General features: G+C 68.1%; 15 protein-coding genes. 3 read left to right on the top strand and 12 right to left on the bottom strand.

Going from position 1 to position 20,513, the window contains the following annotated elements; translation table 11 throughout:
* Positions 1 to 7: 7 nt before the first annotated feature.
* Complete coding sequence (locus HMPREF9710_RS02335; RefSeq protein ID WP_157225413.1) at positions 8 to 2,431, bottom strand: TonB-dependent receptor plug domain-containing protein; 2,424 nt, start codon at positions 2,429 to 2,431, stop codon at positions 8 to 10.
* A gap of 362 nt (positions 2,432 to 2,793) precedes the next feature.
* Between HMPREF9710_RS02335 and HMPREF9710_RS02330 the strand changes: the two genes are divergently transcribed.
* On the top strand, positions 2,794 to 2,991 hold the full coding sequence (locus HMPREF9710_RS02330; RefSeq protein ID WP_005663549.1) for a hypothetical protein: 198 nt from the start codon (positions 2,794 to 2,796) through the stop codon (positions 2,989 to 2,991).
* On the top strand, positions 2,992 to 3,504 hold the full coding sequence (locus HMPREF9710_RS02325) for a hypothetical protein (RefSeq protein WP_005663548.1): 513 nt from the start codon (positions 2,992 to 2,994) through the stop codon (positions 3,502 to 3,504). It begins immediately after the preceding gene.
* Here HMPREF9710_RS02325 and HMPREF9710_RS02320 read toward each other — a convergent pair.
* The 9 genes from HMPREF9710_RS02320 to HMPREF9710_RS02280 all read right to left on the bottom strand — a co-directional run bounded on the left by HMPREF9710_RS02320 (position 3,476) and on the right by HMPREF9710_RS02280 (position 14,124).
* Complete coding sequence (locus HMPREF9710_RS02320; RefSeq protein ID WP_005663547.1) at positions 3,476 to 4,243, bottom strand: spermine/spermidine synthase domain-containing protein; 768 nt, start codon at positions 4,241 to 4,243, stop codon at positions 3,476 to 3,478. The genes HMPREF9710_RS02325 and HMPREF9710_RS02320 overlap by 29 nt on opposite strands.
* A gap of 44 nt (positions 4,244 to 4,287) precedes the next feature.
* A complete protein-coding gene (locus HMPREF9710_RS02315) occupies positions 4,288 to 4,887 on the bottom strand; it encodes a glutathione S-transferase family protein (RefSeq protein ID WP_005663546.1) in 600 nt (199 codons plus the stop codon).
* A gap of 9 nt (positions 4,888 to 4,896) precedes the next feature.
* Entirely contained in the window at positions 4,897 to 6,261 is a 1,365-nt protein-coding gene (locus HMPREF9710_RS02310; RefSeq protein ID WP_005663545.1) for a sensor histidine kinase, read from the bottom strand.
* The gene (locus HMPREF9710_RS02305; protein ID WP_040775492.1) at positions 6,258 to 7,589 is read right to left on the bottom strand and encodes a sigma-54-dependent transcriptional regulator; all 1,332 of its coding nucleotides are present in this window, start codon (positions 7,587 to 7,589) and stop codon (positions 6,258 to 6,260) included. Before HMPREF9710_RS02305 ends, HMPREF9710_RS02310 begins: the two co-directional genes overlap by 4 nt.
* A 25-nt stretch (positions 7,590 to 7,614) precedes the next feature.
* A complete protein-coding gene (locus HMPREF9710_RS02300; RefSeq protein ID WP_005663542.1) occupies positions 7,615 to 8,847 on the bottom strand; it encodes an ABC transporter permease in 1,233 nt (410 codons plus the stop codon).
* A gap of 18 nt (positions 8,848 to 8,865) precedes the next feature.
* Positions 8,866 to 10,173, bottom strand: a complete 1,308-nt coding sequence (locus HMPREF9710_RS02295) for an ABC transporter permease (RefSeq protein ID WP_005663541.1) — start codon at positions 10,171 to 10,173, stop codon at positions 8,866 to 8,868.
* A gap of 9 nt (positions 10,174 to 10,182) precedes the next feature.
* The gene (locus tag HMPREF9710_RS02290; RefSeq protein WP_005663539.1) at positions 10,183 to 10,896 is read right to left on the bottom strand and encodes an ABC transporter ATP-binding protein; all 714 of its coding nucleotides are present in this window, start codon (positions 10,894 to 10,896) and stop codon (positions 10,183 to 10,185) included.
* Positions 10,897 to 10,921: 25 nt separating this feature from the next.
* Positions 10,922 to 12,187: an efflux RND transporter periplasmic adaptor subunit gene (locus tag HMPREF9710_RS02285; RefSeq protein ID WP_005663538.1), complete on the bottom strand. Its 1,266-nt coding sequence runs from the start codon at positions 12,185 to 12,187 to the stop codon at positions 10,922 to 10,924.
* Between the two features lie 158 nt (positions 12,188 to 12,345).
* Positions 12,346 to 14,124 carry a YbhB/YbcL family Raf kinase inhibitor-like protein gene (locus HMPREF9710_RS02280; RefSeq protein WP_005663536.1) on the bottom strand — a complete coding sequence of 593 codons (1,779 nt, stop codon included), beginning with the start codon at positions 14,122 to 14,124 and terminating at the stop codon, positions 12,346 to 12,348.
* 221 nt (positions 14,125 to 14,345) lie between these two features.
* Between HMPREF9710_RS02280 and HMPREF9710_RS02275 the strand changes: the two genes are divergently transcribed.
* Positions 14,346 to 15,944 (top strand): MutS-related protein, encoded by a 1,599-nt coding sequence (locus HMPREF9710_RS02275; protein WP_229409709.1) that lies wholly within the window; start codon positions 14,346 to 14,348, stop codon positions 15,942 to 15,944.
* Here the strand turns inward: HMPREF9710_RS02275 and HMPREF9710_RS02270 are convergent.
* Positions 15,890 to 17,728, bottom strand: coding sequence for a phytase (locus tag HMPREF9710_RS02270; protein ID WP_005663532.1), 1,839 nt, complete (start codon positions 17,726 to 17,728; stop codon positions 15,890 to 15,892). The two genes, HMPREF9710_RS02275 and HMPREF9710_RS02270, sit on opposite strands and share 55 nt — an antisense overlap.
* Positions 17,725 to 20,250, bottom strand: a complete 2,526-nt coding sequence (locus HMPREF9710_RS02265) for a TonB-dependent receptor (protein ID WP_005663530.1) — start codon at positions 20,248 to 20,250, stop codon at positions 17,725 to 17,727. The genes HMPREF9710_RS02270 and HMPREF9710_RS02265 overlap by 4 nt, the downstream gene beginning before the upstream one ends.
* Positions 20,251 to 20,513: the final 263 nt, after the last annotated feature.

The following is a 20,513-nucleotide window of genomic DNA, read 5'->3' as shown; positions in this document are numbered from 1 at the left end:
GCCAGTCTCAGAACGTATAGTCCGCCTTCACATACGCCGAGCGCCCGTTCATCCCGAACGGGCAGGTCTCCCAGCAGTGCGTGAAGCCCATCTGCGGGAAAGGCGCCGCGCGTTCGGGGTCCCAGCGCGTCGGATAGGTGTCGAACAGGTTGTTCACGCCCGCCGACAGGCTGAGGTTCTTGTTGAAGGCATAGCGGCCGGTCAGGTCGACGATCCACTTCGCCTCCCAGGTCTGCACGAACGGCGCCGTGAACCCTTGCCCCTGCACCTCGCCGAAGTAGTTGGCGCGCGCCGTCACGTTCCACGGTCCGGTGGTGTAGTCGGCCGACACCACGTGGTGTTTGCGCGGCTGGCCGCGTTCGATCAGCGTCACCTGGGCGTCGTCGAACAGCTGGGCGCCGGTGAGCACCGGCGACTGCGAGTGGCGGTCGTCGACCTCGGTCTTGTTGAAGCCCAGCTGGCCCGACAGCACCAGGGTCGAGCCCTGGGCCCGGATGGTCTGCTGCGCCACCAGGTCGAAGCCGGTGGTGGTGGTGTCGATCGCATTGGTGAAGAACTGGGCCTGGCCCACGCGCAGCGGATCGAGGATGTTGCGGATCGGGCAGGCGGCCGGCGTCGGGCAGGGGCCGGACTCCGGCGCGATATTGCTGGAAAAGACGATGCGGTCGTCGATCCTGGTGCGGTAGACGTCGGCGGTGAGCGAGAAGCCCTGGCTCGGGCGCAGGATCATGCCGATGCTGGCGCTCTTCGAGGTTTCTTCCTGCAGCGGCGCGATGCCGAAGGCGCGCGTGACGGCGCTGTCTTCGCGCGCGGTCAGGGTCTCGGTCAGCACGCCGGCGGCGTTCAGGTTGGTCGAGACCGAGCTGTAGAATTTCTGCTGCACGCCTGGCGCCCGGAAGCCGGTCGAGGCGCTGCCGCGGATCCCGACCGTGCGGCTCGGGTCCCAGCGCAGGCTCAGTTTGCCGATGGTGGTGTTGCCGAAGTCCGAATAGCGTTCGTGGCGCGCCGCGGCGCCGAGCGTGACGCTGGCGCCGAACTTGCGCTCGAGGTCCAGGTAGTAGGCGGTGTTGTGGCGGCCCTCGTCGACCGCGGTGCTCGGGGTGTAGCCGGGGAAGCCCTGGATGCCCGAGGCGGCGATGCCGCCGTTCTGGTCGCGGATGATGATGGCCGGATTGTTGTTGCGGCCATACTGGTACGAGACCGGGTCGCCGGCCTCGATTTCGTAGTTGTCGCGCCGCCATTCGAAGCCGGCGGCCACGAACAGCTCGCCGCCCAGCACATTCACCGGCCCCTTGAAATCGAGGTTGAAGGTGGTCTGCTCGAACTTGAGCGTGCCGGTGTCGGCCGACGTCGGCGATTCGCCGTTCTCGTACCAGTAGCTGACATTGACCGAGTTCCGCTCGTGGAACTTGAGCTGGCTGCGGCCGTGGTTGACGCTGACGTCGGCGTTCCAGCCGTTGGGCAGGTCGTGGCGGTAGCCGACGGCCAGCGAAGCGTCCTGCACGGTGGTCACGATATTCGGCAGGAAGCCGTTTGGATAGAGCTCGGGCACGTTGCGCGAATCCTCGGCCGGGCGGAAGAAGCCGCCCGAATCGCCCTTGCGCCTGGAGGCGCCGCCGAAGGCATACAGTTCGCCGCCGGCGGTCGGGATGGCCGAATTCATCCACAGATAGTAGTCCTTGGCGTTGCTGTCGCCCAGGCGCTGGGTCACGCGCGGCGGGTCGACACGCAGGGTGTCCGGGCCGGCGCGATTGGTTTCGTCGCGCTTCCTGGCCTCGACCGACAGGTTCAGGTAGCCGCCGTCGGCCCCCAGCGCGAAGCCGCGGTTGGCGCTGGCCGAATAGGTGTCGCCATCGCCTTCGTCGGTGGTGCCGGCGCTGGCGCTCAAAGTGCCGTTGCCGGCGCCCTTCTTGAGGATGATGTTGATCACGCCCGCGATCGCGTCCGAGCCGTACTGCGCCGCCGCGCCGTCGCGCAGCACCTCGATCGACTGGATCGCCGACAGCGGGATCGCATTGATGTCGGTGCCGGCCGAACCGCGGCCGATGGTCTGCTGCACGTTGACCAGGGCTTGCTGGTGACGGCGCTTGCCGTTGATGAGCACCAGCAGCTGGTCCGGGCCCAGGCCGCGCAGGGTGGCGGGGCGGATGATGTCGGTGCCGTCGCTCACGAAGGTGCTGGTGAAGTTGAACGAAGGGTCGAGGTCTTGCAGCACCTTGCCCAGCTCGAGCGTGCCGGCGGACTGGATGTCCTTGCTGTTGATGAGGCCCACCGGAACCGCGGTGTCGAGCGCGGTCTTGGCCTGGGTGCGCGAGCCGAGCACCACGACCTGCGACATATTGCTGTCCGTCTCCTGGGCGCTGGCCGGCGCCAGCGCCGCCATCAGTGCCGACGCCAGCAGGGCGCGTTGCGGCAGTGTTTTCTTGTTCAACTTCCTGGTCATCCTCTACCCCCTGCATTGAGTTTTGTCATGTCATCCGCTTGTTCGGATGTCATTTGATGTTAGCAATGGGGTATGTCTCTACACCACGAAGTTATTGAAATAAGTAAATACGAAGGTGAATAGGCGGGGTGGTCGTCGCGCAAAAGAGACGCGCCCTCACACTTCACGACATATTCATGAGTGTCGGGTAATGCATTGAGAATAAAGAAATTTTTGGTGAGAAATGTTGCTGCAGAGAGTTTGCTGGATTGTTACGTTCTCTAACAAGATTTCCAAGGGTGTGCTGCCGAGTGGCTTTAGCATTACATCTCAAGCCGGCGCTTTCGCCGCACTTCGTAGGCAGCCACATCATGATCCAACGACGAATCGACGAGCGGTCCGCGCTCGCTACCGAATATGCGTTGTTCCTGGCCGAGACGCGCGGCGTGTCGGCCGGGCTGGTGTACCTCGAGAGCTGCGATGTCTCACGAGAGATCCTGCTGCGCGCCATGCAGGATCCCGCCGCTCGCCGCAGCCGCGAGCGGCGCCAACGGCAACGGAACGACTAGATGAATATCACCCAGCTATGCAAGCGCTACGGCCTCCAGCACCACGGCAGCCTCGAAAGCGCCTGGGACGCCCACGGGCCGACCGGCATCGTGCTGATGCAGCTCTGGCACGCTCCCAACCAGAAGATCCATGACCATCCGCTGCCCGGCGCGCAGCTGCGGGTGCGCTGCATGGACGCCGGCGAGCCCCACGTATCCGACGCGAGGTTGGACGGAAACGCGTGCGCCGCCCGCGTGCGCAGCATCGCGGCGCTCGAGAACGGCGCACGCGGCTTTGCCGCGATGTCGATCCCGCCGAGCCAGTCGCGCGGCGCCGGCGCCTGGGCCAAGTATGCCAATCTCGAACGGGTGTTCCCGGTGCTGGCGCTGGAGCGCGAACCCTGCGGCGCGGTGTTCGCGCTGCTCGGCGCGCCGGTGCCGGCGTCCGAACTGGGCGTGACCGGCCCCCGTCCGGGACGCCGCCCGCCCACGCCGCGCCACACGATCACGAGTGGTCGCGCATCCACTCTTTGAGGCCGTTGACCCAGTTCTTGGCCGGCAGGTTCAGGCGCCGCTTGATCTCGCCGGCGCGCTCGTACAGCTCCGCGAAGTCGAGTTCGGGAGCCTCTCCGAAGGCCAGCACGACGATATTCGCATCGTGCACCTCGGGCAGCCAGGCGACGGCGTCGAAGACCTGCTCCATGTGCAGGAAGTTCTTGTCGTAGTTGCTGAAGTCGCCGAACACATTGGCGGTCACGATGCCGCCCGGCGCCAGGCAATCGCGGCAGCCCTGATAGAACTCGACCGAATCGAGCACCGGGCCGCGCGCGTCCTGGTCGTACAGGTCGACCTGCAGCACGTCGAACTTGCCATGGTTGGCGCGGTCGAGCACGAAGTCGAGCGCATTCATTTCGCGCACGTCCAGGCGGGCATCGTTGTCGGGCAGGCCGAACAGCGCACGGCAGATCGCGATCACGTTGGGATTGAGTTCGATCGCCGTGACCTTCGCCTCGGGAAAGCGCTGGTAGCAGAACTTGGTGAGCGCGGCGCTGCCCAGCCCGAGCTGGGCGATGTGGCGCGGCGCGCGCTGGAACAGCGTCCACATCATCATCTGCACGTATTCGAGCTCGATCGTGTCCGGCTTGGCGAGGCGCATCGCGCCCTGCACCCAGGAGGTGCCGAGGTGCAGGAAGCGCACGCCTTCGAATTCGTCGATGGTGGCGGGCGGATGGCCGGGCTGGGCGAAGCGGGGATCGATGGTGGACGGCGGCATGGTCGAGCGGCTGGAAAATCAGAGCCGATCTTACCAGAGACGGCTCATGCCACCCCGTTGCCGCACCAGGCGCCGAAGCCCGGACGTTCGCCAAGACGCGCGTACCAGGCCGCCACGTGGGGATAGTCGGGCCGCGCCATCGGCGTCATCAGCCAGCGGTTGACCGACAGGCCGAGCACGATGTCGGCCAGCGAAAAGCCGGCGCCGGCGATCCAGGGGCCGTTGTCGCCCAGGTGCGCATCGAGCAGCCCGACGTGGCGGTTCCAGCCTGCGATGCCGGCCTCGATCAGCGCCGGGTCCCGGTGCGCCGGGCTGCTGCGCACCAGCGCCATGAAGGCATAGCGCCAGGCCGTGTTTAATTCGGTGGCCTGCCAGTCCATCCACTGGCTGACGCGGGCGCGCGCCCGCGCCTCGGCCGGCCACAGCGACGCCCCGGCGTGGCGCTCGCACAGGTAGCGACAAATGGTGTTCGATTCCCACAACACGAAGCCGTCGTCGACCAGCACCGGCGCCATGCGGTTCGGGTTCAGCGCCGCGTGGCCGTCCTGCCACTCCTCGCGCACGAACGGCAAGCCCAGTTCGGTGCAGGTCCACAGCACCTTGCGCACATTGATCGAGGTGGCCTTGCCGATGACGGTCAGCATGATGTCCTTTCAGGTGGGGGAAGCTGCCGGCAGCCCCGGCAGGAACAGCGTGACGGCAAGCCCGCCGCCGTCACGGTTGGCGAGCAGGATGCGTCCGCCGTGGGCCTCGGCGATCTCGCGCGCCAGCGCCAGCCCCAGGCCGGTGCCGCTGCGCTTGGTCGAATAGAAGGGCACCAGCGCCTGGGTCAGCACCGCCTCGCTCATGCCGCTGCCGCGATCGAGTACGTCGATGCGCAGCTGGTCCTGCACGCGCCGCACCTGCAGCTGGACCCGGTCTGGCCTGGATCCGGATTCGTGCGCGTTCTTGAGCAGGTTCAGGAGTGCCTGCTCGAGCTGGGCGGCGTCGACCCAGGCCGGGTCGGGCGGCAGCTCGCCTTCGACGGAAAAATCGACCTGGCCGGCCAGGCGTGCGACCAGCTCTGACCACGGGCAGGCTTCCAGGCGCGGCGTCGGCAGCTTGGCGAAGCACGCATAGCCGAGGATGAAGCTCTCCAGGTGGCGGGTGCGTTCGCCGATGGTCGAGAGAATCTGCGGGAGGCGCTCCACCTGCCCGCGCCGCACCAGCTCGGCGCCGGAATGCGCGAGCGAGGCGAGCGGCGCCAGCGAGTTGTTGAGCTCATGGCTGATCACGCGGATCACCTTCTTCCAAGTCTGCACTTCCTGGCGCCGCAGTTCGGCCGTCAGCTGGCGCAGCAGCAGCAACTCGTGGCGGCGGCCGTTCAGGTTGAAGGTGCTGCGCGCCAGGTGATACACCTCTTCGTTCTCGCCTTCGCCGGCGCTGAACAGGCCGTCGCCGCCCCGCGCCAGCGCTTCGCGCAGGGCCGGCGCCGCCTCGTCGAGCACGGCGCGCAGGGCGTGCCCCTCGAGCTTGCGGCCATGCGCCAGCAACTGGCGGGCGGCGACATTGGCATAGACGATGACGCCGGCGTGGCCGACCGTATCCGCCACCAGCAGCATCGCCACCGGCGTGTTCTGCACCATCGAATCGAGCAGCAGCTCGCGCTGGGCCAGGCCCAGGCGCTGCTCGCGCAGGACGGCGCCCAGCCGGTTATGGGCCGCGATCAGGTCGCTCAGCTCGTCGTTGTGCGGCCAATGCAGGCTGAACGAAAAGTCGCCGTCGCGGTAGCTGTCCACCGTGCCTTCCAGCGCGCGAAACAGCGACAGGATCGGCTGGACTTGCGCGCGCAGGGTGATGATCGCGACCGGCAGCAATCCGAGCAGGCACAGGCCCGCGACCAGCAGCGGGCGGCCGGGGAACAGGGCGTCCAGGCCGAGCGCGGCCAGCATGGCCAGCACGAGCAGGGTGCCGACCAGCGCCGACAGGCGCGTGACCAGCGAGAACCTGGTCCGGGCCGGCGCCTGGCGTTCGCTCACGGACGTTCGATCCCAAGCCGCTCCATGCGGCGGTACAGCGCCTGGCGCGACAGGCCAAGTTCGTTTGCCGCCTGCGCCACCACCCCGCCGGCGCGCGCCAGCGCCGCCACGATGGCGTCGCGGTCGGGATCAAGGTCCTGGGCCGGCAGGCTGGCCGCGGGCAGGCCGAGGTCCGCCACCGTGATGGTGGCGCCGCCCGACAGCAGGTTGGCGCGCGCCATCACGTTCTTCAGTTCGCGCACATTGCCGGGCCAGGGATGGGCCAGCAGTGCCGCCTCGGCCGCCGGATGCAGGGCCTTGCCGTGCGCCAGGAATGATTGCGCCAGCGGCAGGATGTCGCCCGGACGGCTCGCGAGCGGCGGCAGGCGCAGCTCGATCACGTTCAGGCGATAGAACAGGTCTTCGCGGAAGGTCCCGGCGCGGATCATCGCGGAGAGATCGGCATTGGTGGCGCTGATCACGCGCACCTTCACTTGCCGCTCGCGGTTCGAGCCGAGCCGCTCGAAGCGGCCGGTTTCCAGCACCCGCAGCAGCTTCATCTGCCCGGCCAGCGGCAGGTTGCCGATTTCGTCGAGGAACAGGGTGCCGCCGTCGGCCGCCTCGAACTTGCCTTCGCGCGCCTTCGAGGCGCCGGTATAGGCGCCGGCATCGGCGCCGAACAGCTCGGCCTCGATCAGCTCGGACGGCAGGGCGCCGCAATTGAGCACCACGAAGGGACCGGCGGCCACTTGTGAATTGGTCTGGATGATTTCGGCGATGCGCTCCTTGCCGGTGCCGTTGGGCCCCGTGATCAAGACCGGCACGTCGGCGCGCGCGACCTGGCAGGCCAGGTGCAGCACGCGTTCGGTGGCCGGGTCCTGCCACACCAGGCCGCGCAGGTCGAAGTTCAGCTCGAGCTCGCGCTTGGCCTTGCGTTCGCGCTGCAGGCGGCTACCGAGCGCGCGATTGGCCTGGCCCAGCTCGATCAGGTTGCCGACCGTGGCCAGCAGGCGCTCGTCGTTCCAGGGTTTGGAAAGATAGTCGGCGGCGCCCGCCTTGACCAGGTCGACCGCCGCATCCAGGTGGGTCCAGGCGGTGAGCAGGATCACCGGCAGGTCGGGATGGCGCAGGCGGATCTCGCGAAACAGCGCCACGCCTTCCTCGCCCGACGTGGTGTCGGCCGTGAAGTTCATGTCCTGGATCACCAGGTCGACCGGTTCGCGGCCGAGAAGGTCCAGGCCCTCCTCGGGCGAGGCAGCGCGCAGCGCCGCGATGTCGTGCAGCGAGAACAGCACTTCGAGCGCCATGGCGACGGCGGCATTGTCGTCAATGATGAGAACTGTGGGCATGGCCGCCAGCATAGCACTGTCCGGGTCAGGTGCTGCGGGTGGCCAGCGCCGGCGAGATGCTGGCCGCGCGCCAGGCCGGGCCATAGGCGGCGAGGATGCCGATCGCCCAGAACAGCAGGGCGCCGGCGATCAGGTAGGGCAGCGGCAGGCGCGTCATTTCCAGCTTGCTCACCAGGAGCTGGTTCAGGCCCACGCCCAGCAGCACGCCGCCGACCACGCCGCCGCTGGTGATCATGACGTTTTCCACGATGAAGTAGCGCAGGATGTCGATTCTCCGCGCGCCCAGCGCGCGCCGCACGCCGATCTGCTTGCGGCGCTGGGTCACCCACAGGCTGGCCATGCCGACGATGCCGCTGCAGGTCACCAGCAGCAGCAGCGCGCTCACCGTCACCAGCATCCACGACAGCGCCATGTCGGCGCGGTAGCGGTCCTTGCGGTCGCCCTCGACGGTCGCGATGCGCAGGATCATCGGCGTGGCCGACGACTTGCGCAGCGCCTGTTCGGCTTCCCGCATCACGCGGTCGCGCTCGCCCGCTTCGCTGCGCAGCGCATACATCGTGCCGGGCGTACCGTACATGAGCGCCGGGATCAGGATCGAATACTCGGCATCCTGGCCCACTTCGGCGTGGATGGTCTGCAGGCGCTCGACCACGCCGACCACCTGGGCGCCGCGCGCTTCGCTGCCGGTGCCGAAGTACATGGTCTTGCCGACCGCGGGCGCGTCGGGCCACAGCTTCTCGGCCAGCGCCTTCGTCATGAGGATCATGGTCGGCAGCTCGCGGTTGGTGGCCTGGTTGACTTCCGGGATTTCGTGCGCCAGGAAGTCGCGGCCTTCGACCAGCTTCAGGCCGAAAGTCTTGACCATCGAGCCGTCCGACATATAGGCCGACGCATAGGCGCTCTCGCGCTCCTGGCGCGGATCGGCGGCGACGCTGGTGGTGCTGCCGCTTTGCGACATCGGCATCTGCGACACCTGGCCCGCGGCCACGACACCTGGCACGGCGCGCAGCACGTCCAGCTCGCGCTTGATGGTGGCCAGCATCTGCTCGGGCGTGTCCTGGTTCAGGTTGCGCACTGAGAAGTAGAAGGTCGAGGCTTCGTCGTCGAGGCCGGAAGGGCGCGACGCCACCTCGCGCCTTTCGTTCACGATGTGCAGGGCGTTGGCCAGGATCGCCAGGCTCAGGGCGACCTGCATCGCCACCAGGATCGGGCCGGTCTTGTTGCGCAGCAGCGCGGACAGGATTGGTCGGATTTCCATATTCAGTCCTCCTGATGATTATTGCGATTTGAGCTGGATGGCCGGCGTCACCTGGCAGGCGCGCCAGGTCGGCAGCAGGCCGGCGACCAGCGCGGCGCAGATCGACAGCACGAAGGTCAAGGCAAGCATCTGCCAGTCCATGCGCGCCACGGCCGCCATGCTCTTGCTTTCCATGCCGATCAGGGCCAGGGCGCCGAAGGCCAGCGCCAGTCCCAGCACGCCGCCGGCCAGGCCGACCACGCCGGTCTCGATCAGGAACTGGCGGAAGATGTCGCGCCGCGAAGCGCCCAGCGCACGGCGGATGCCGACCTCGGAGGCGCGCACCGAGAACTTCGCCAGCAGCAGGCCGACGGTGTTGACCAGGCACAGGAGCAGGAAGCCGAACGCCAGCCAGGCCGACAGCCGGGTATCGTTGCCCACCACCTTCTGCTTTTCCATCCATTCCATCACGTCGTACAGCTCGACCGGGGCCTGGCGCTTCAGGCGGCCCATCTTGCGCTGCTCGCTCGCGTAGTTCTCGAGGAAGGCGTGCAGGTCGGCGCGGTCCATGCCGGAGCGGGTTTCGAGCCAGAGCTGGATCCAGGTGCATTCCGAGGCCAGCAGCGAGGCGAAGCCGGAATCGCGCGACTCGCTGCAGTTGACGCTGCCGTAGGCCGGCATCTCGCGCCGCACCGCGGTGGTGAAGGGAATCATGAAGTCTTCGCCGGTGGCCGGGCCGCTGCCGATCAGCTTGTAGTAGCGCGGCATCGGATTCCATTCGTCGAGCACGCCCACCACGGTGAACGGTTCGCCACCCATGCGCAGGCGCTGGCCGACCGGGCTGGCGTCGCCGAACAGCTTCTCCGCTACCGCGCGGCTCAGCACCACGACGTTGGCGCCGCGCGTCTCGTCCTCGACGCTCCACGGCTGGCCATGCAGGAAGGGCACCTCGAACATGGCGAAGAAATCGCGCGTCGGCGCCAGGCCATAGCCGGTGAAGGCCGGGATGTCGGTGCGCGGCGGCTCGATCGGCATGCCGGTGCCGTACATGGCCGTGCCACGGTCGCCCGGCTTGGCGCGCAGCAGGTTCATCGCGTCCTTGTAGGTCATCTGCATGTCGATGTGCTCGGACCCCGGGATATAGCCTTCGGGCTGGGCGTTGTCGATGAAGGGCACGAACAGGCGGTCGCTCCTGGAGGGAATCGGGTCGCCCGACATCGCGTGCAGGATGGCGAGCGTCGAGACGCTGGCGGCCACGCCGATGGCCAGGGTCAGCACCATCAGCGCGGTCAGGTAGCGGTTGCGGCGCAGGCTGCGCACGCCGAGCTTGAAGTAATAGCCGAACATGGCAGCTCCTCAGGCTGGGACGGAAGCCACGCTGTCGACCAGCGACGGCGAACGGCGCACCAGGTCGGACACCTGGCCGTCGATGATGTGCACGTTGCGATGGGTGCGCACCGCGAGTTCCGGATCGTGGGTCACCATCAGGATCGTGGTGCCGGCGGCGTTGATCTCTTCCAGCAGTTCCATCACGCCGCGCGCCATCTGCGTGTCCAGGTTGCCGGTCGGTTCGTCGGCCAGCAGCAGTTTCGGCGAACCGGCCAGCGCGCGCGCGATCGCCACGCGCTGCTGCTGGCCGCCCGACAGCTCGGCCGGGTAGTGCTTCATGCGCGAGGCCAGGCCGACCTTGGCCAGCGCGTCCTCGATGCGCTCCTTGCGTTCGCGCGCATTGAAGCCGCGGTAGCGCAGCGGCACGTCGACGTTGTCGAACAGGTTCAGGTCCGGGATCAGGTTGAAGCCCTGGAAGATGAAGCCCAGCTTCTCGTTGCGCAGGCGCGAGCGCGCCGCGTCGTCCAGGCCCTTCACGTTGACGCCGTCGAGCACGTACTCGCCCGAGGTGAATTCCTCGAGCAGGCCGGCGATGTTCAAAAAGCTGGTCTTGCCCGAGCCGGACGGACCGGTCACGGTGACGAATTCGCCCTGGCTGACGTGGATCTCGAAGCCGCGCAGCGCGTGCGTCTCGATCATGTGGGTGCGGTACACCTTGCTCAGGTTGGTCATGCGCAGCATGGTTGGCTCCTTGTTCTGGAAGATTTCAGTTGATCGAAACACGTGCGGCGTTCTCGAAGGCGTCGGTGCCGGCCACCACCACCCGGTCGCCGGCCTGCAGGCCGGAGAGGATCTCGACCGCCGAGATGCTGGTGGCGCCGACCTGGATCGGGGTGCGCTGCGCGACACCGTCGCGCATCACGTAGGCGTGGCGGCCGCCTTCGTTTTCGAGGAAGGGGCCGCGCTGCACCATCAGGACGTTCGGCTTTTCCTCGATCAGGAGGCGCGCGCTGACGCGCTGGCTCTGGCGCAGGCCCTTGGGCTGCTCGCCGTCGAAGCGCACCCGCGCCAGCACCTGGTTCTTGACCACCTCGGGCGACAACGCCGACAGCTTGCCGGTGGCGCGGCCCGAGGGCAGGGTGATCTCGGCGCTCATGCCCAGGCCCAGGTCGCCGGCATAGGTTTCGGGCACCTCGACCTCGACTTCGAGCTTGGACAGGTCGACCAGCGTCATCAGCGGGGCATTGGCGATGACCACCATGCGGTTCTGGACGTTCAGGGTGCCGATGAAGCCGTCCACCGGCGCGCGCACGGTCAGTTCGTCGACCCGGCGCTGGGCGTTGGCCATCGACAGGCGCGCGCGCTCCATCTCGTTGGTCTTGGTGCGGATCGCCAGCTGGACGTCGTCGCCTTCGAGGTTGGCCGCCTGCGCCGCGTGCTTGGCGCGGATGCCGGCCGAATTGAGGGCGTCCTGGGCCTTCTGGTAGTCGATCTTGGCGATGATGCCGACCACGCCCACGCTGTCGTAGCGCTCCACGGTGCGCTGGGCCGACAGGCGCTCGATCTCGGCGGTGTCGGCTTCGCGCCTGGCCAGCAGTTGCTGCTTGCGCGCCAGGATCTGTTGGCGCGCCACCTCGGCCTTGAGCTGTTCGTAGGTCGAGACTTCGCGCTTGAGGGCGTCGGTCAGGTCGGGCGACTCGAGCACCGCCAGCACGTCGCCCTTCTTGACGGTGTCGCCGGCGGCGACCTTCAGGTTGACGGTGGCGGGGGCGGTGGAATACAGGGTGGGGCTGACGGCGGCCACCACGCGGCCGTTGACGGCGGCGTCGCGCACCAGGGTGCCGCGCTGGACTTCGGCGATGCGCACGCGGCTGGCGGAGACGGAATGCTCGCTGCCGCTCCAGGCGGCGTACAGGGAGAAACTGGCGGCGGCCAGGGCAACGGCGCCCCCTAGCAGCAGCGCGCGGCGCTTGATGTTGTGGCCGGCCGGCGGGGCGACGACGGCGTCTTGCAGAGATGTATCGCGAATCATGGCGTGTCCAGTAACGACGGGTTGCTTGTCGTTACAGCACGATCCATGCCAGGATGTAAGTTATTGATTCATAAGGTGAGGGCCGGCGAACGCCGCTGTCCGCGGTGTCCGTCCGGCCTCCCTGCGGTCGTTCGCGGACAGGACTGTCCGCGTCGCGCTCACTTCTGCGGCTGCTGCTTCTGGCCGTACCTGCCGACGATTTCGCCCTTGGCCAGCACATCGCCCTTCATCGCCGCCAGCACCTGGTCGCGGTCGGCGCCGAATGGCACGTCGAGCATCTTGTCGAGGGCATAGACCTGGAAGTGGTAGCGGTGCGCCGCCTCGCCGACCGGCGGCTTGGGGTCATAGTAGCCGGGCGCGCCGCGCGTGGTGCGGCCCTGCAGCACGCCGTCCGGGTCGGACAGGCGCGGCTGCTCCTGCACGCCTTCCGGTACGCTGGTGATGGTGGCCGGGATATTCCACATCACCCAGTGTACGAAGGGCGTGACCGGCTTGGCGTCCGGGTCTTCCACGATGACCGCGTACGACTTCGCGCCCGCCACGGCTTTCCAGGACAGCGCCGGCGAGACGCCGTCCGCATACTCGGTGTAGCGCTCGTCCATCATCCCGTTGGCGCTGAAGCTCGGCGACGTCACGCTCAACTGGCCCTTGGCTTCGGTCTCGGGACGCTGGTTCGCCAGCGGGACCTTGTTGCCCTTGTTGACCTGCTCTTCCATCGGACCCGGCGGCGCCTTCGGCGGCGTGGCGGCGGCCGCCTTGCCGCCGGTATAGGCGATGCGGTAGATCACGCCGTTGGCGTCGTCCGCCATTAGGAGCGCGCCGTCCTTGGCCAGCGCGAGGCCGACCGGACGCGCGATATGGGTCTTGCCGCCGTCCGTCAGGAAGCCGGTGACGAAAGGTTCCACGGAGGTCGGCTGGCCGTTTTGATAGCGCACGCGCACGATCTCGTAGCCCGACGCCGGCACCCGGTTCCACGAACCGCGCATGGTCACGAAAGCGTCGCCCTGGTATTCGGCCGGGAAAGCGCTGCCGGCGCCCCATACCCACTGCATCGGCGCCGCGTGCGCGGTATAGCCCAGCACCATCGGCGTGCTGCGGGCCTTCCATTGCTCCTTGATGATCTCGCCCTGCGGCGTGCTTTGCGGGTAGATCTCGCCGGCCCCATACACATGCGGCCAACCGTATTGCTTGCCCAGCTCGATCTTGTTGATCTCTTCGGGCTGGACGTCGTCGCCCAGGAAGTCGATGCCGTGGTCGAAGCCCCACAGCTCGCCCGTGGTCGGATGCCAGCCGAAGCCGATCATGTTGCGCAGGCCGCTGGCATAGATGCTGCGGCTCTTGCCGTCGGGGGATACGCGCAGCAAGGTGGCGTTTTCCACATTGCTCTCGTTGCAGGTATTGCAGGTGCTGCCGACGCTCAGGTACAGCATGCCGTCCGGGCCGAAGGCCATGGTGCGGTTCGGGTGCTGGCCCGAATCGGGCAGGTCGCCGAGCAGCATCTTGAGTTCGCCCAGGCGGCCGTCCGGCTTGATGTCGGCCACGAACAGCTCCTTGACGGTGACCAGGTACAGCTTGTTGTCGCGGATCGCCAGGCCGTGAGCCCCGGCGCGGTTGGCCACCGTGACCGGCGCGCCGTCGGCGCGGCCGTCGCCGTTGGCGTCGCGCAGCAGCAGCACGTCCCCCTGGTCGCGCCGGCTCACATACACGTCGCCGTTCGGCGCCACCGCGATGATGCGCGCGTTCTTGAGGCCCGTCGCGAAGGCGCTGACCGTGAAGCCTTGCGGGGCCTTCAGCGCCGCGATACGCTCCGGCGTGGCCTCCACCTTGTTGGGTTTCCAGACATTGATCTTGGTGGAGAACAGGGTGCCGTCGCCCTGCTGGGCGGTGGCGGAGCCGAACATCAGGCATAGCGCGGCTGCGAGCGAAGCGCGTTTCATCGGGCCTACCTTTCTTGGTCGTTGTTGGTGGGAGCCTTGCGCCAATGATCGTGCCAGCGATTCGGAAACCGGTATGTTTGGAAACGTACATTGTCGAATTCAATGTTGAACATGCGTCATGGGTAATTTCAACCCATAAATGTTTTCGATCTTGCAAGATGGCAATCGACCCGTATATTGGATTGGCACCCGGCGCGGCCGGTTCTCCAGAAAGTCCATCAGTGTCGTTGTTCGACCGCCTGCAAGACCTGTGGCGCAGCCTCGCGCTCGTCCCACCCGCCCCTCCGCGGCGCCATTTCTTCATCCCGGACGAGGTCGAGCGCCTGTATCGCCTCGATGGCGCCGCCGGCATCGACGACCAGACCTGGAACGACTTGCTGCTCGAATCGTACGAAGAAAAATTGGCGCCCCAGGCCAGCATCTTCGCGCGCCAGGTGCTGCACCGGCGCCTGCGGGCCGGCATCGACGATGCGGCATGCGTCGCGCAGCGCGCGCGCCTGCAGGCGCTGATGGATGACCCGGCGCGGCTGGATGCGATCGACGCCAGCCTGTCTACCTTGCGCCATGCCGATGCCGAGGTGGCCGGCCTGCTGTTCCAGGATACGGCGCCGACAATCCCGTGGTGGCCGCACTGGCTATGGCTGCTGCCGCTCGCGCTGCTGCTGTCGCTGGCCGCCCTGGCGACCCAGCCGCTGGGCTGGATGTTGACCCTGGCGGCGCTAGCGCCCCTGATGGCGCTGCAGATGCGCCTGCACCGCCCGCTCGAGGAATGGGCCGCCGCCATCCGCGCGCTGCACGCGCTGCTGCGCGCGACCAGCCTGCTGGGCGGGCAGGGCGGGCAGCTGCTGGAACCTTTCGTGGCGGCGCGCCCGAGGGCGGAACGCCTGCACGTGCGCCTGGCGCGCTCGCTGAGCCTGCGCATGATCCCGGGCGCGCTGCAGTACGCCGACTGGTTCGCAGCGGCCAATGTGGTCTATCATTTCAAGACGCGGCGCATCGTGCATGCCGAGCGTGCCTTCCTGCGCGAGTGCTACCTGGCCTGCGCGAACCTGGAGGCCGACGTGACCCTGGCGCGTCACCTGGCAGCGATGGAGCGCTGGTGCTGGGCCGAGCGCGGCGATGCGCGCACGCTGGTGCTGGAGGGCGGCGTCCATCCCCTGATGGCGCAGCCGGTCGCGCTGTCGGTGGCGTTGCAAGGAAAAGGCGCCTTCGTCTCCGGCCAGAACGCCTCGGGCAAGAGCACTTTCCTGCGCATGGTGGGCCTGAACGCGATCGCGGCGCGCGCCTTCGGCTTCTGTTACGCGACGCGCGCCTGCCTGCCGGCGCTGCCGGTGCGCGCCAGCATGCAGAACGAGGATTCGCTGCTGGGCGGCGAGAGCCTGTACATGGCGGAGCTGCGGCGCGCGAAGGAATTGCTGGATGCCGCCGGCCAGCCGCCGGGCATCTGCCTGATCGATGAGGTGTTCCGCGGCACGAACCACCTGGAGTCGGTCTCGGCGGCATGCGCCGTGCTGGAGCAGCTGGCCGGGCGCGACCTGGTGCTGGTGTCCTCGCACAACCTGGTGCTGGCGCCGCTGCTGCGCGAGCAGCTGGCGCCGTTCTTCATCGACACCGCCAGCGGCCAGCCGGTGCTGGCGCCGGGCGTGTTGCGCAACCCGAACGGCATCGCGCTGCTGGCGAGCCAGGGCTTCGGGCCGCGGATCGAGGAGCGGGCGGCCGAGGTGGCGCGCTGGTTGAGCAGCCACCTGGCGGAACCCGCGCCGCCTCAATCTTCCAGCTTCAGGGCCTTGGCGACGTCGTCCCAGGCCACCGCCTTGTAGTTCTGGGCGCCTTCGGGCATGCGCTTGAAGCCGTCATGCACCACCAGCATGCCGCGCGCGAACGGGCCGCCGAAGTTCGCCGAGCTCACTTCCAGGCCATCGGTCTCGGAGGCGCCATCGATGCCGGCCACCGGATCCATGCCGACCCGGAACGCGCCGCGCACCTTGAACGGCGCCGCCGCATCGAACACCACGTAGCTGCTGTTGCCTTGGCTCGACACCACCAGGTAGCTGCGCTTGTCGCCGTGGTAGATGCCCATGCCCTCGATGTCGTCGTGCAGCCATTCGCCCACCGGCATCACCATCTCGAGCTTGGCCGGCTGGTCGGCCCTGGCCGACGTGACCCACAGCGCCTTGTCTTCTTCGCCCACGAACAGCAGGCCGCTGCGGTCGTCCGCCACGCAGCCTTCGGGTTGCGTCGCGACCCTGAACTGGCGCGCCAGCCTGGCGCCGTATTTTCCGCCGCTGCGGGTGATCTGCCAGTGCTCGTAGCGGCCGTCCTTGTCGTTCACAAAAGCATCCAGGCCGCCTTCCGGCGTGCGGTACAGGCAGGTGCCGTAGATGTCGCCCAGGCCGGTCGGCAGGCGCGCCGCTTCCGCCAGCTCGCCGCCGGCGTCGATCGTGTACAGCACCATCGCCTGCTCGTCGCGTTGGGTGGCCAGCGCCAGGTCGACGCGCTGGCCCTCGAAGCGCAGGTCCTGGCGCACGTCGACGTTGTTCAGGCGACCGGAAGCCAGGAACTGGGTCTGGCGGCCGTCCAGGTCATACACCAGCAGGCCCTGCTTCTTGTTGGAGCCGAGGATGCGCGACTTGCTGGCATCAAGCGGGTTGACCCAGATCGCCGGGTCGTCGGCCGCGTCGCCCATCTGCGCCACCGGCGCGGTCTGCATGCGCGGCATCACGATCGGCAGGGAACGCGGCGGCGCGCTGCCGGCTTTCCAGGCCAGGGCCGGCGACTGCCAGCCTTTTTTCGTCTGCACCATCAGGGAGCCGCCGCCCAGGGCCACCAGTTGTTTGGCGCCGAGCGCGCGCGCCGGCAATGCTTGCCATGCGGCGCCGGCACGGCGCCAGCCGAGCAGTTGGCCGTTTTCGCCGAGGGCGGCCACGCCGCCAGGCAGCACCGCCAACCCCTGGATCTCGCCTTTCAGTTTGCCATAGGGCGCGCGCAGCGCCACCGGCGTGCGCGCCGACGGGCCTTCGGCGTCGGCGCCATAGGCCCACAGGCCCATGCCTTCCTCGGCCACGAACAGGGTGGCGTAGGCGTCGTCGACGCGGCAGTGTTCGACGCCGGTCGGCAGCGCCAGGCGGCGCACCAGGCGGTGGGGCTCGCCCAGCAGCCATTGCTGCGCCTGGCCATCCGCGCCCACCAGGAACACGTGGTCGAGGTTCTGGGCGTCGCGGTACATGCAGGCCGCCTCGATGCCGAAGCCGGCGCTCGGAATCGCCGGCAGGCGGGTCAGCGTGCCGGCCGCCAGGTCGATCCGCACGGGCTGGGCCTGTTCGAGGTTCGAGTCGACCAGCACCGCGAGGGCGCCGCCCTGGATCGGGCGCAGGTCGAGCCGCTCGCCGCGCAGGGCCAGCGTCGCGCGGTCGATGCCGTCGGCGCCGACCAGGCGCAGGCCGCGCTTGTTCAGCGCCAGCCAGGCGCCGCCCGGCAGGGCAGCCAGTTCTTCGGCATCGAGCGGCGCCTTTGCCACTTGCGGTGCGGCGAGTGCTGCGGACATGGCGCCGTGCAGCGCCGCCAGGACGATGAGTGCAACGATCGGGGAAACGATTTTTTTCATTGGAAGATGCTCGCTTTCAGGCCGATCTTGAAGGTGCGGCCGTATTGTTCATGTTGCGCGTTGCGGGACTTGTCGCCCATGTACACGTAGTATTTTTCGTTGTTCAGGTTGCTGGCATCGAAAGTCAGCTGCCAGCGTTTGTCGAGCTTGAACGACATCGAGAAGTCCAGCTGCTTCTGGGTGTCGACGTAGCGGTCCTGGCTCGCGTCGAGCACGTCCTCGCCCAGTTCGAGCAGGTAGGGCGACTTGTAGTTCATCGCCAGGCGCGCGCTGAACGGACCCGACTCGTAGCCGACCATCAGGTTGCCGATGCGGTTCGACTGGCCCGGCATGCGGATCTCGCGCGTGCCGACGCCGCCGTCGCCATCGGCGCTGTCGATATCGGCGCGCGAGTGGGTGATGGCGCCGTTGATGCCGATCAGCAGGCCGTTGAACGGCGCCGGCAGCATGCGCAGCGGCTGCTGCCAGGCCAGTTCGATGCCGCGCACGCGCGCCTGTTCGCCGTTGGCGTACGAGATCGCGCTATTGAAGTCGACCCAGTCTCCGCGGCCGGCCAGGTCGGTGGCGTAGGTGAAGTCCTTGATATCCTTGGTGAAGACATAGGCCGACACCACGCCGTCGCCGCCGATGGTGCGCTCGATGCCCAGGTCCAGGTTGTGCGAGCGCAGCGGATTCAGGTCCGGGTTGCCGATGGTGGCTTCATCGTCGCCATCCAGGCTGACGCCCGGCGCCAGCTGGGCGAAATTGGCGCGCACCACCGAGTTGCTCCATGCCGCGCGCAGGCTGGTGTGCTGGTCGAGGTCGTAGCGCAGGTGCACGCCCGGCAGCCAGTTGGTGTAGGAGCGCGCAGCGCCGCGCGGCGTGATCTCTTCTTCGTCCGTCACTTGCGAGCCGTCGGCCTTGAAGCGGGTGCGCTCGGCGCGCACGCCCGCCAGCAGCGACCAGGCGCCGCTGCGCAGGCTGGCCTGCACGTACGCAGCGTCGATGTCTTCCTGCAGCTTGAAGTCGTCCAGCGCCGAGTCGACGATCGCGCGCGCGCCCTCGCGGTTCAGGCCGGCCAAGCGGGCGCGTACCAGGTTCGGGTCGAGCGTGTAGCCAAGGTTGCCGAACGGGTAGTCGATGCGTGTGCCATTGACGAAGGCGCTCATCGAGGTCGGGCCGGCCCCCCAGTAATCGCCGTCTTCCGGGTCGTCGCTGCCGAATTCCCAGGCGTCGGTGTCGGTGCGCTTGTCGCGGCGGGTGGCCTTGGCGCCGAACTTGAGCGCGCCGCTCCAGTCGCCGGCGTCGAATTCGCGCTGCAGGTCGAGGCGCAGCTGGTGGCTGGTGTCCCTGGCGTAGGCGCGCTCGATCGCGAACGAATCGAGCTCGTAGTTGGCGGCATCAAGCACGCCGGCCGGGGCGATCAGGTGCGGGGCGCGGGTGTTGGTAAAGCCGACACCCTCGAAGCTCTCGACGTTGGTGAAGCGCGCGTCGCTGATCGCGTTCGGCGTCTCGTCGGTGGCGCGGCTGGTGGCGGCTTCGAGGTGCATCTTCCAGGCGTCGCCGAAGCGGCGGTCCATGGAGCCGGTGAGCGAGCGGATCTCTTGCGTGTACTTGCGCTGGCGCAGGCGGCGCTCGACGGTCGCCGGGGCGAGCTCGCCTTCGACCACACTTTCGTCGTCGTTCTCGAAGTCGCCCACGGTCATGCGGTCGCGCGACTCTTCGTCCGAGAAGCGGCTGAGGAAGCCGCGCAGGGCGTAGCTGGTGCTGGCGTCCGGGCGGTAGTCGAGGTTGACGGCGCCGGCGCGGCGCTCACGCGTGGGCAGGTAGTCGCGCATCTCGAAGCCTTCCAGGCGGTTGCCGTCCCAGGCGCCGCCCGTTTCCACGTTGTCCGAGCCGAACTTGCGCTTCTCGCCCGACAGGCCGGCGGCGATGCCCAGCTTGCCGTCCATGAAGCGCTGGGCCCACAGCAGGTTGGCGCCGGGGCTGTTCTGGTCGGTGTTGGTGTCGTGGCTGGCGGCCACGCCGACGCTGAGCAGCTTGCCCGGCAGGTCGAACGCCGACAGGGTCTTGACCTCGACCGTGCCGCCCAGCGAGTTGGCGTCCTGGTCGGGCGTGGCCGACTTGGTCACTTCGAGCGAGCGCACCAGGCCGGCCGGCAGCACGTCCAGCGCCACCGCGCGGCGCGTCGCTTCCGGCGAGGGCACCAGGGCGCCGTTGATGGTCACGCTGTTGTAGTCGGCGTCCAGGCCGCGCACCACCACGTAGCGGCCTTCGCCCTGGTCGCGCTGGACCGACAGGCCCGGCACGCGCGCCAGCGCCTCGGCGGCGTTCTTGTCCGGCAGGTGACCGATGTCGTCGCTGCTGACGACGCTGACGATGTTGTCGGCCTGTTCCTGGGCGGCGATGGCGCGCGCCAGGCTGGCGCGCTGGCCGGTGACGACCACGCTGGATTCGACGGCCGGGGCCGGAGCCGGCGCGGCGTGGACGCCGGCGGCGGCCAGCAGGCTGGCGGTGACGGCGGGGAGGGCGAGATGGCGCATGGGGGCAAGAAGATAGTTGGAGTGGGGCGGATTCTGGTGTCTCAATGTGACGATCTGGTGACGCCGGTCCGCAAGAGCGCCTGCGTAGACCGAAGATGAGCTGAAATGACCCGCCACCCATGGCGCACGCCGCAGGGCGGCGGCGGGTGAATGCGATGGGACGCCATGCGACGTGAGCCGTTCGGACCCCGTGCCGGGATGCCACAGCTTTGCCATCCTGTCATCCTGCGGTCATGTGGCTGCGCTATGTTCCGGCGATCCAC

The organism is Massilia timonae CCUG 45783, from assembly GCF_000315425.1.
GTDB classification, from domain to species: domain Bacteria; phylum Pseudomonadota; class Gammaproteobacteria; order Burkholderiales; family Burkholderiaceae_D; genus Telluria; species Telluria timonae.
The sequence above is the reverse complement of the archived record's forward strand: the minus strand, read 5'-3'. Positions and strand labels throughout refer to the sequence as shown.